The organism is Legionella drancourtii LLAP12 (assembly GCF_000162755.2).
Taxonomy (GTDB): domain Bacteria; phylum Pseudomonadota; class Gammaproteobacteria; order Legionellales; family Legionellaceae; genus Legionella; species Legionella drancourtii.
In genome coordinates this window covers 38,988-50,289 of record NZ_JH413796.1, presented here as the reverse complement: position 1 = coordinate 50,289, position 11,302 = coordinate 38,988, and the positions used below count along the sequence as shown (strand labels likewise).

Here is an 11,302-nt window from a genome sequence, read left to right as displayed (position 1 = left end):
GAGTAGTTTTAACTTCCGCACTCTCAGGAGTAGTTTTAACTTCGGTGTTCTCAGGAGTAGTTTTAACTTCGGTGTTCTCAGGAGTAGTTTTAACTTCTGCACTCTCAGGAGTAGTTTTAACTTCGGTGCTCTCAAGAGCAGCTTTAGACCCCTGCACACTTATATTATCCATACCTTTAGATAAGGTAAACTCTTTTTGTTTCGCATTAATTGCTGCGTTAAGCTTTGTTTTCGCCTTATTTACATGTTCTTGCTGGCCAATTCCCGCCACCTTAGGAACTTGAAAAAAGTTTTTTTTCTGCATCTTTTTATAAAAGTTTAAAATAGAATCCAATTCGTCAACTGAAGCACACTTTTCTATTCTCTTAGTAAGATCCTCTGTTCTTTGTAAATAAGCATTATAAGCTTGATTCTGCTGTTGAACTCTTTTTCCCATTACCAACTCCTAGTAAATCAATGAACACAAAATGGGCATAATGTACTCTAAAAAAAGGAAAAAGACCACTGCAAGTTACAAAGCAAATACGCAATAAGTGTGTATTTTATTTACATAAATCACATCTAACTAAATTAATTTAAGCGAAAATTCCAACCTGTTAATGTTCCGAAAAGGAATTGGGTGTTATTATATTATCCATAAAGATTTATTTTTTACTAAAAACCCATTAACCAGGATGGTTAGCATAAAGAGGTAAGATCCTATGTTCGCTAAGACTGATGCAGATAAATTAAATCCTATCGTTGAAAATGATGTATTTAAAGAAATGGTAATGACCGAAATGACGTATAACAAATCATTAACATTATTAGACCTTATCCTCCACAATCACGATGTGAATGATAAGCAAGTTCTTTCAACCATAAAACCATTAGTCGCAGCTTTAAAAACCATTTCTGATAAACTATTGACCAATGTTGAAGAAGCGGTTAAGACAGAAACTACTGATGGCCCTAAATTAAGAGAACAAAGACGGCAGTTAATTACGGCCTTTTTCAATGCCTATAAGAGCTATGCAGGACTCTATCAGCAATTTTCTGAGGCCTATAAAAAAGATCGAAGTCAATTTAAAGAAATTAGCGCTTATATTCGTGGCGACCAACGACTCGAAAGTGAAGAAAATCCAGAGCTAGCGAATAAAATTTTAGAACTTATTGAGCGGAAAAAACCACTTGACCTCCAAGCTCATTTAATCCAACCCATACAGCGCGGCCCTCGCTACTTGTTACTTCTAAATGCTACAGAAAAATTAAATAGCAACGTAGATGAAACAAATATCCAAGAGCTAAAAAAATTAAAAAATATAGTCGCTGACTTTTTATTTTCGGTTAATGCCAATATACCCAAGAATAATTCAGAGAAACCCTATGAATTTGGAGATTATTCTAAAGCTCTTTTAGATTGGATTGCTACTCTTAATCAACCTGTAGTAGAAGAACAATCAAATTATCAACCTGGCGATTTGACAAAAGGAGCCATCAAAGCCTTATATGGTTTCTTCACCTCCTCTAAGCCCACACCAGAATCAACGCCAGCATCTGAGCAAACAAGTAATCAGCAACAAGCTGAAGAACACAAACAGGACGATGAGACCGACTTTACTTTTATCTAAAAGGTCAATCCTATGGAACATTGATACAGAAAATTCAATGTTCCATCTCTAAGCAAACATTTTTGGGTGGTTTGCGTCACTATTTTATGATAAAATTGTCTTCATTTTTCTCAACACTAAAACCAGGTATGCAAGACAACTACAGCCAATTTGAACAACGCAAACGCTGCCCTATAAAACTTGCGTAACGCCGTAGATAAAGGAGAAAGCATGCCGCTAGCACCAAATACTGACGAATTATTCCGTGGATTTTCAAAACTCTCACGTGACGAACGCTTTAAAAGATTGCTTGCCCTTGGCGCAGTAACCCCAGAAGATATTACTTTTCTAAAAAATGGCGGCATCAAAGATTTAAACCTCGCAGACAAACTCATTGAAAATGTTATCGGTTATTTTCAACTGCCTTTAGGCGTCGCCACCAATTTTAATATTAACGGCCAAGACTACGTTATCCCTATGGCTGTTGAAGAAACATCGATTATTGCCGCCCTATCCAAATCAGCCAAATGGATTAGACAGTCTGGCGAAATCAAAACCTGGGTAGCGGGTGATTGCATCCTCGGCCAAATTCAATTAGCCAAAGTAACTAATTTCCACAAATTTGCACAAACCTTTGCAGAAAATCGCCAATATCTGATTGAAAGAGCCAATGAAGATGTTGCTGCAAACATGGTAAAACGTGGTGGTGGAGTCATTGATTTGCAATTGCGCCAACTCAAAAGAGAAGATGGCCATGATATGGCGGTAATTCATTTAACCATGAATAGCTGTGATGCCATGGGTGCGAACATCATTAATCAAGTTCTAGAATACTTAAAATCACCGATTGAGGCGTTAACTGGTGAAGAAGTCACCATGTGCATTTTGTCCAACTTAAATGACCAAAAATTAACAACAGCACAAGTGACAATTAATATGATTGATCCGGTGCTTGGGCAAAAACTACAAGAAGCCTCTCTTTTTGCCGAAATGGATCCTTACCGAGCTGCCACGCATAATAAAGGGGTGATGAATGGCATTGATCCCGTACTCATCGCCACGGGAAACGATTGGCGTGCCGTTGAAGCCGGTGTACATGCTTATGCTGCTCGTGAGGGCCGTTATCAAGCCATTACCCGCTGGCGCTATCAAGATGGCGTTCTGACCGGACGACTCACCGCACCAATTATTGTTGGCACTATTGGCGGTGTAACCGCCCTGCACCCTACGGCGAAAATGTGTTTGCGTATGATGAATATCACTTCAGCAAATGAACTATCGCAAGTGATCGCAGCCGTCGGACTGGTACAAAATTTAGGTGCAATAAAAGCCTTGTGTACGGAAGGAATTATTCAAGGCCATATGAAATTACATATTGATAATCTACTCCTAGCCGCGGGTGCTAATGAAAACGAAATGCCAGAACTAAAAGAGCGTTTGCAAAATTGGCTTAATCTGCATAAACGAATCAGCCTGAATAATGCTCATGATTTACTGGCAGAAATCAGACAAACACCGATTGCTGTATGAAATGGTCAATCCCTGCCAAAACCTTTTTATTAGGTGAATATGCGGCAGTAGCCGAAGCTTCTGCCATTGTATTAACCACAGCCCCCTGCTTTGAGCTATCACTCACCGCAGAGCAAGGTTTATTAGGAATTCATCCTGAATCGCCCGCAGGCCTTTGGTGGCAACAACAAGCCTTAAACCAAGGCTTGGCTTGGCATGACCCTTATGCAGGTCGTGGTGGCTTAGGCGCATCCAGCGCGCAATTTCTAGCAAGTTATCTAGCCAGTTGCTCCATGCAGAATAAAACACCCGGGCTAAACACCATGCTTAGCGCTTATTATCAATCATCCTGGACTGGAAAAGGCTTAAGACCCAGTGGCTATGATGTGATTGCACAGTCGCAACAAGGATGCGTCTACATCAATAAACAAAACAGAATCATCCAATCTTATGATTGGCCCTTTCATGATTTAGCTTTTTTTCTAATTCACACGGGCGTAAAACTCGCCACTCATCATCATTTACAAGACACCGCCCTCCCCCCGAAAATCGATTATTTATCCGCTCTAGTTGATGAAGCCAAACAAGCTTTCGAAAAAGCTGATTCACAACAATTAATTACCTGCATTAACCGCTACCATGAACAATTAGCCCAATTAAACCTGGTTGCTGAACATAGTCTTAAGTTAATTAAGCAATTTAAAGAATATCCCGAAGTATTAGCAGTTAAAGGTTGCGGAGCTTTAGGCGCTGATGTTTTGCTCTTAGTTACTTCCCGAACCAATGCATCCTCACTAAATAATAAACTTAATGCTGAAAATCGCACGCTATTAGCGACAGAAAATTCTTTTGCTTTTACGAAAATGCATTCCCTCCATATAGATTGGCACTAACCAAGAAAAATTCTCCTCACAAAAATCATCTTAATCGCACCCACGAGTTGTTCAATAGAAAACCAAAAAAGCATTGGGTGCGCAAATAAATGAACCATTGTATGAGAAAATCACAAAAAAATAACAAAAATTGATAAAAACACTTGAAATTCTACGCTAATCCGGTATGATTTCAGCCTCTTTAGGGCCGTTAGCTCAGTTGGTAGAGCAGGAGGCTTTTAACCTCTGTGTCGTAGGTTCGAATCCTACACGGCCCACCAGTTTTTGTAGTAGACGTTGTAGTAGTATTGTTTTAAGAATTACCCTTGAAGGGCCGTTAGCTCAGTTGGTAGAGCAGGAGGCTTTTAACCTCTGTGTCGTAGGTTCGAATCCTACACGGCCCACCATTTTGGTCATCGTTTCGATTGTTCCGACCAAAATAAAATATAGTAAAAAGCACATCAAATCATTACCCCATTGCGCTCGTAGCTCAGCTGGATAGAGTACTTGGCTTCGAACCAAGGTGTCGGGGGTTCGAGTCCCTCCGAGCGCACCATTTAATCGTTTTAAAATCAAATAGTTAGCTCTTATCTTTTCAATTAACCTATTGCCCTAATTTCACACTGTGGGGATTTTGTGGGGATAGTGTGGGTTCCACCTTGTTTTACTCTCAGAATAGTAAGCTCTTTACTTTCTCGTCTGCTTTGAATAATTAAATTCGCAGCTTCCAATAAGTTGCTCAACTCAGCCTGAGAATAATGAGTAGTAATCCTGCCAGAACGATGCCCTAACAGATCCTGTCTATCCTCATAACTTACACCAGCTGCTCGAAGTCTTCTTCCAAAAGTGTGTTTTAAATCATGAACTCTCAGATCACTGAGATTTGCTTTTTTACGCGCATTTCGCCAAGCAGTGTTGTTCATGCGTGTAATTGGCTTTCCATTGTAAGAAAACACAAACTCAGAATGAATACCTCTAACCTCCTCGATGACTGCTTTAGCTTCGTCATTAAGAATAACCAGCCGGTCTTCCCCATTTTTTACGAGCTGTCTTAACTCGCCATCCCTATTAATATGGCTAGGGATAATAAAAACGCTCGTATTTAAGCTTGGAACACGTTTTTCCCATTCCCAACGTAACTGACATACCTCTTGCTCTCGGCATCCTGTATTGACTTTAAAGCGTGCCATTTGATTTAAATGAACTGGCAATGCTTCTAAGAACCTGGATTGCTCTGACCAAGATAAAGGAAATGGTGCTCGTGCATCTTTAACTGGCAATAATTTAATCTTAGGAGCAACCAGAAGCCAGGTTAAACTATTCTCATCAATCCACTCAGTTGCTGCAACGTTTAAAATATGCCGAACTAACTCCAGTGTATTATTAATTGATTTCGTTTTAAGTTTCGCTTCTTGTTTTGCTTTTATAAATGATTGCAACGTTCCTATATGCACTTGCTCCAAGGTCAAATCACCAATAAACGGGCAAATAGACTTTAGGAGTATTGCATCGGTATCAATGCTGGCCTTATGTTGATTTTCATTTAAAAATCGCACCGCAGCTTCTTTGAAACTGCGTTTTGGCCTTACTCCATAAATCGTTGCCTGTCTAATCTCTTCACACCGCCTAGCTAAGTATTGCTCCGCTTCCTGGAGCGACTTTGTGCCAGTGCTTTCTCGAATGCGATGTCCAAGGACTTGCTTTTCGATATGCCAAACTTGGCCTCTTTTAAATAGTCCTGTTGTTTGTTTACGTCCCATGGCTTTGTACTCCTTTGCTCTTTGCCGCCTGGACGCCCACTACACTGCTTATATTGATCTACCCAAGCATCCAGGTCAAGTCGATCAAACGCTACACCTTGTTTGCCTATAGGAATTTCTATAAGATTAGGTCTTACAAACGTATTAAATCGATTTCTGTCCATGCCAATATACTTGGGGACATCTTTCAAACGAATAAGCCGAGGTAGTAAAGCGATAGTAGACATATTAAAAACCAAAAAACACGATATGTTGTTTTATTTAAACATATCGTGTTTTTTGGTTCAATTGTTTTTCTTTAATTTTTTGAAAAATAATTTATTTGGAATGCTTACTATTCCTCATTGTCCCACTGTAATGCAAACTCGTGTAACTTATTTTGCAATACAGCTTTACTGATTAATTTGGTTTCATACTCTGCAATTAACGTTGGAGAAGCATGTCTATTCATCGCATATTGAACAACCTCCTCATCCTTCGTTTTGCAAATTAATATACCAATCGTTGGATTTTCATGTGCTTTCTTTATGTTTTTATCCAATACTTCTAAATAAAATTGTAATTGTCCTAAATGCGAAGGACTAAATTCAGTGCACTTTAATTCTATTGCAATCATACAGTTAAGCGCGCGATGAAAAAGCAATAAATCCACGCGAAAGTCTTTCATTCCTACTTGCAAAGGGTATTCCTCTCCCATCAAACTAAAATCAGGACCAAGTTCAAGTAGAAATTTCTTTAGGTTTGCAACCAAGGCTCGTCTTAAATCTTTTTCTTTGTGATCATCAGGCAAATTTAAAAACTCAAAAACATAACTGTCTTTAAACCTCCCCTTAGTCTCGGGTAATTCTGTCAGCACTGCTGACAGTTTTTGATCAGCAAGCACTGTTCTTTCAAATGTTCCAACGTTTATTAACCTTGAGAAATCGCGCTCAGAGTAATGATGTTTGGCAGCTAAACGTAGATAAAACTCTTTTTCTTCAATAGACTTTGTTTTAGACAAAATATGTAAATGATTTGTCCACGTAATTTCTGTCAGCACTGCCGACAGTTCTGTATTCTCATGATAAGTCTCATAAAATTGCTTCATTCTCCATATATTACGCGCTGAAAACCCCTTAATTGTTGGTAGCTCTATTGATATATAGTCCGCTAGTTCTTCTACAATACGCTTGCCCCAACCATCATGTGTTATCTTATTAGAGACATATTGTCCGATAGACCAATATAACTGAATAAGAGTTTTATTGACTTGTAGCCACACTCTGGATTTAGCCTCAGTAATCATTTGATGCACTTTAGCAAAATCCGTCTGATTGTTTCCTTTTAATTCTTTGGCCACTTATAAAATTCCTAAAAATTATTAAATTGATATACTTAACACGTCGGTTGGATGAGAGAACAAACTACCTTCACAAACTACTTTCGCACCATGCTTTTCATATAATCGATTTAAACTAGGTTTTAGCGTATCTAGCAAAACCAAATCCGATCCTGCCGCAGCTGCTAAACGTTTTGCTTCTTCAATAATCTGCTTGCCAAACCCTAGTCCTCGATAATTTTTATCTACATAAACGTACATTAGTTCACGCGCACTTAATTCGCGTGGATTGGGAAATTCATGTTCCAATAGAGCAAACATCGCCACAGGTTGTCCTGCATAAGTGCCAATATAGACATCATGACTCAACGAATGCATTACACCTTCACGATATTCAATTCCTTTGTTTCGTATGTATCCCCATTCCTCTTCAGCCCATTTAGCTGCAAGGGGAATATGCTCTATACAATCACTTAATCGTGTAAAAGTAAGTTTGTGCTTTGCTAACGCTGAACTAAACAATAACATTACAAATACCTCATTTTAATAGGCTAAAGCAGGTTCGACAGGAATCAATTTTCTTCGGCCTTGTTCACAAATCATTATGGAGCCTAATCCTATGATTGCTCCAAACATATAATACCAAGCAGGTGAAATAAAATTATTAGTTATATTTACCAGCCACATCATCACTATAGGTGTTGTACCGCCAAACAATGAAATACCCACATTAAAAGCAACGCCAAACCCGCTATAACGATACTGATGAGGAAATAGAGAAACCATATAGGCGTTGAGTGGTGCATAAGTAATAGCAATCAAGATAGACATAAAAACCAATCCCGTCGCCATCAAAACAATCTTTCCAGTAGCAAGTAGGTAAAAAATGGGAATACTCAAAAGCAACATGCCCGCCATACCCAATCGAACTACTTTTAATAGCCCGATTTTGTCTGCTAACAAAGCAATAAATGGTTCAAGTGTGGCATCAACTGCTAAAGCTATGGTGATAATTAATGTAGCTAAACCAAGTGAAATATGAAAATAACTATGCAGGTATGTAGCAGTAAACACATAAGTTCCAAAAGTCATGATACTCACCAACCATGCTATCCCTATAATACCAACTACTGCCAGAGGTGCTTCTTTTAGTGCCACCAGAAAAGGCAAACTTCGTTTATCATGTTGCGCAATATGTTCATATTCAGGCGTTTCAGCAACATGGGCTCGTAAATAAAAAATCAAAATACCAGCAATCAAAGCCAATCCAAAACCGATTCGCCATCCCCAGTCCGGCATAAACGAAGCCGTAAAGAATGAAGCGGCCAGGCCAGCTATCATCAAACCAGTACTGTAAGCTGAGCTGGTTAAACAACCATAAAATGCTTTGTTTTCAGGCTTAGCATGTTCAACAAGAAAAATAGCAGATCCAGTAAATTCACTACTTGCGACAAAACCTTGAATAACCCTTAACAAAGTAATAAGAAGAGGTGCTGCGATTCCAATATATTGGTAAGAAGGAATGACGCTTATTAGAGCCGTAGGAATAGCCATTGCTAAAATACTTAGAGTTAAAGCACGTTTTCTTCCGAACTGATCACCAATATAGCCAAAAAATAGTGAACCAATTGGTGCCAATAAATAACCAACAGCGAATACACCAAATGCACTTAAAAGCGAAGCAAATTGATTGTCGTTAGGAAAATAAGCCGCTGCAATAATTGGCGCGAAATAGCCAAACAGCGCAAAATCATACCATTGTAATGCAGTGCCAGAAACTCCAGCGAATAATGCTTTACTCGAAGAGGATATGTTCATCAGCAACTCCTATGCTCAACAAGTTATTAATACCCATTTGGTCACACTTAAAAATTTGCCAGTCTAATAAAGCGACCCCACCAATTTTTTTATAAAAATGCCTGGCCTCTCGGTTATTTCGAGATACCCACCACTCTATTCTTGAACAGTTATAAGCAGCTGCTTTACATGCAACATACTTGAATAAAGCACACCCAATACCTTGACGCCGATACTTAGGAGAAACATATAAATTCTCAATATAAATTCCCCGCGTTACATTGACGCAAATGTTATTTTGGGTGTAATTAAACATCACCAAACCACAAATTTCTTCTTCCACCAAAGCAACACCGATGAAATGGTGAGGCTCATCACAAAAAAGAAGTTCACCAAGCTGTAATTCCGTTATTTTAATTTTATCCAGAATGTTCTCATACTTTGCCAGTTCCAGGATTATTGCATAAATTTGATTCAAATGCTCGAATTTTGCTTGAATTATTGTCACCATAGGATATCTTAATAAGGGTTGTAAATAATGTGATCATAAACTATGAATAAGGATATAGTACTCATTCCTGGAGCATTGGCAACTCCAAAGCTCTGGAAGCAACAAGAACTTTTTCTTCAGCGGGACAAGCAGTTAAGGTACGTTGATGTGCTTGGCAGCGATTCAATTGAAGAAATTGCTAATCGTTTCATTCCACATGCCCCTAAAAAATTTACTTTAATTGGATTTTCGATGGGCGGTTACGTTGCTCTTGAATTGTACAGGCATATTCCAAATAGTATAGAGAAACTTGTTTTAATTAATTCTGCGGCCAAATTAGTATCTGAAAAAGGGCGATTAGAACGTGAACGCTCGCTTGATTTAATGAGTAAAGGAAAATTTGATTTCCTAATCAAGCTCATCTTTAAAAATTCAGTTTTTGATACACAAAAGCACAATGAGCTATTGCCTCTAGCCCAAGAAATGGCAATGGAAGTTGGGGTCGAGAATTATAAAAATCAACTCAACGCCATTTTAAATAAGCCAGATCATTCAACTTTATTGCCTTCAATTGAATGTCCGACACTGTTAATAGCCAGTAAAGAGGATAATGTCATGCCTCCTGAGCGCTCAGAGCATATGGCAAAGAATATAAAGCATTCCAAACTTATTTATATTGAGCAATGTGGCCACATGGCTATGTTGGAGCAACCGGAAAAAAATGAACCAAATATTAGACGATTGGCTGTAAGTAGTACTGCTGTCACAGGTGTAGCAATGCATAGCGTTGATGAAGATGGAACTATTTGTGTTAACTTAAATGACTATAATGAGTTATCAGACTCAATTCGGTTTCGTGCTAAAATTGATCACTTAACCGAGACATTAAATTGCCCAAAAGAAATATCTAATTTTTCTATTTCAATGCTTTTTCACGGCGGTCAACGGTATTACATTTCAAATCTATATCTTTGGGCTATTCCGTATAGGACTGAAGGATTGTATCGTGGAGATGTTGATCATGACCGCAGCATTTATAATGGCAAAGAGTTTTTTATTCAGCGAGATATAAAGTATGATGCAATGCAAATTCCCATTATTCAAATATTGGAAGCCCGTTACAGTTTAAGCACCACATTCGCTATGATTCGCCAATGCGATGAATGTGATTTAATTGTAGAAGCTTATCATTCTGAAAAAATAGCAGATCCCCAAAAGCTTTACTACCAAATCCGAGATACCTTTGAACAATTTATATGCCTTTTTCTGGATGCGATGTTGCCTGAAATAAAAACGGCTCTACCAAATCAAAAATGGTTAGCACTGTTTAATGATCAAGAGTTCAGAAACAATGTAATTATGCGAAAAGCAGTTAAAAAACCACTAACGCAACTCACACCAAGAGAACTACAATGCTTAAGTATGATTTCCAAGGGTATGACAATAAAAAAAATCTCTGAATACCTCCATCTATCCAGTGAAACAGTAAATACTCATGCCAAATCAATACGAACTAAAATGAACTGCGTTAATATTACCGAAGCAGTCTCAAAAGCATTTCGTTTAGGGCTATTATCGTAAAATACCCAAATTTGGGGATAGGATATCTTGCTGAACATTTTATACTCCACCATGTTGTCATAATATTTACACGGAGTTGTAACATGGGATGTATTGTAGAATTTAACGATGGCTTTCGGTTTGATTTTACTCAAAATAAATGTAAGCAGAAGCTATGGATTGATGTTTTACTACGATTTAGTAAGTCAAATATTGAACATTTAGCACACATTATTGATGTGCCAGTTAAAACATTAATTCAAGTTCACCAGGGAAAATCTTATCTGGAGGATGAAGCAGCTAAATGTTTAGGCCAGTTGTTCTTAGTCACATTTTGTGACTAAGAGTTACCCTGAAACAGGCTAATTAAAACGGAATAGTCTTTATCTTTTTTAGATTATGGATCA

General features: G+C 38.2%; 11 protein-coding genes and 3 tRNA genes. 8 read left to right on the top strand and 6 right to left on the bottom strand.

The genetic code is table 11. The annotated features are described in order from the left end of the window. Window positions 1-436 (bottom strand): hypothetical protein (locus LDG_RS19475; RefSeq protein WP_040534076.1); only part of this gene is annotated, 436 nt, incomplete at its 3' end. A 265-nt stretch (window positions 437-701) separates the two neighbouring features. Between LDG_RS19475 and LDG_RS01050 the strand changes: the two genes are divergently transcribed. From LDG_RS01050 to LDG_RS01025, 6 genes are all read left to right on the top strand, one after another. Next, entirely contained in the window at window positions 702-1,610 is a 909-nt protein-coding gene (locus LDG_RS01050; protein WP_006869220.1) for a RhoGEF domain-containing protein, read from the top strand. 210 nt (window positions 1,611-1,820) lie between these two features. Next, window positions 1,821-3,119 carry a hydroxymethylglutaryl-CoA reductase, degradative gene (locus LDG_RS01045; protein WP_006869218.1) on the top strand — a complete coding sequence of 433 codons (1,299 nt, stop codon included), beginning with the start codon at window positions 1,821-1,823 and terminating at the stop codon, window positions 3,117-3,119. Then, complete coding sequence (locus LDG_RS01040) at window positions 3,116-3,991, top strand: mevalonate kinase family protein (protein ID WP_006869217.1); 876 nt, start codon at window positions 3,116-3,118, stop codon at window positions 3,989-3,991. Before LDG_RS01045 ends, LDG_RS01040 begins: the two co-directional genes overlap by 4 nt. Before the next feature lie 184 nt (window positions 3,992-4,175). Beyond that, window positions 4,176-4,251: transfer RNA gene (locus LDG_RS01035), tRNA-Lys, on the top strand. 50 nt (window positions 4,252-4,301) lie between these two features. After that, a tRNA-Lys gene (locus tag LDG_RS01030) sits at window positions 4,302-4,377 on the top strand. 72 nt (window positions 4,378-4,449) lie between these two features. Next, window positions 4,450-4,526: transfer RNA gene (locus LDG_RS01025), tRNA-Arg, on the top strand. Window positions 4,527-4,569: 43 nt separating this feature from the next. On the opposite strand, the gene LDG_RS01020 is transcribed toward LDG_RS01025, so the two are convergent. The 5 genes from LDG_RS01020 to LDG_RS01000 all read right to left on the bottom strand — a co-directional run bounded on the left by LDG_RS01020 (window position 4,570) and on the right by LDG_RS01000 (window position 9,356). Next, entirely contained in the window at window positions 4,570-5,730 is a 1,161-nt protein-coding gene (locus tag LDG_RS01020) for a tyrosine-type recombinase/integrase (protein ID WP_006869216.1), read from the bottom strand. 334 nt (window positions 5,731-6,064) lie between these two features. Then, on the bottom strand, window positions 6,065-7,069 hold the full coding sequence (locus LDG_RS01015) for a PDDEXK nuclease domain-containing protein (RefSeq protein WP_006869215.1): 1,005 nt from the start codon (window positions 7,067-7,069) through the stop codon (window positions 6,065-6,067). A 21-nt stretch (window positions 7,070-7,090) separates the two neighbouring features. After that, window positions 7,091-7,576 (bottom strand): GNAT family N-acetyltransferase, encoded by a 486-nt coding sequence (locus LDG_RS01010; protein WP_006869214.1) that lies wholly within the window; start codon window positions 7,574-7,576, stop codon window positions 7,091-7,093. Window positions 7,577-7,591: 15 nt separating this feature from the next. Then, window positions 7,592-8,866, bottom strand: coding sequence for an MFS transporter (locus LDG_RS01005; RefSeq protein ID WP_006869213.1), 1,275 nt, complete (start codon window positions 8,864-8,866; stop codon window positions 7,592-7,594). Beyond that, on the bottom strand, window positions 8,844-9,356 hold the full coding sequence (locus LDG_RS01000; RefSeq protein ID WP_006869212.1) for a GNAT family N-acetyltransferase: 513 nt from the start codon (window positions 9,354-9,356) through the stop codon (window positions 8,844-8,846). The genes LDG_RS01005 and LDG_RS01000 overlap by 23 nt, the downstream gene beginning before the upstream one ends. 42 nt (window positions 9,357-9,398) lie before the next feature. Between LDG_RS01000 and LDG_RS19965 the strand changes: the two genes are divergently transcribed. Both LDG_RS19965 and LDG_RS00985 read left to right on the top strand, forming a co-directional pair. Further along, the gene (locus LDG_RS19965; protein WP_006869211.1) at window positions 9,399-10,916 is read left to right on the top strand and encodes an alpha/beta fold hydrolase; all 1,518 of its coding nucleotides are present in this window, start codon (window positions 9,399-9,401) and stop codon (window positions 10,914-10,916) included. Window positions 10,917-10,999: 83 nt separating this feature from the next. Next, entirely contained in the window at window positions 11,000-11,239 is a 240-nt protein-coding gene (locus LDG_RS00985; protein ID WP_006869210.1) for a hypothetical protein, read from the top strand. Window positions 11,240-11,302 lie beyond the last annotated feature (63 nt).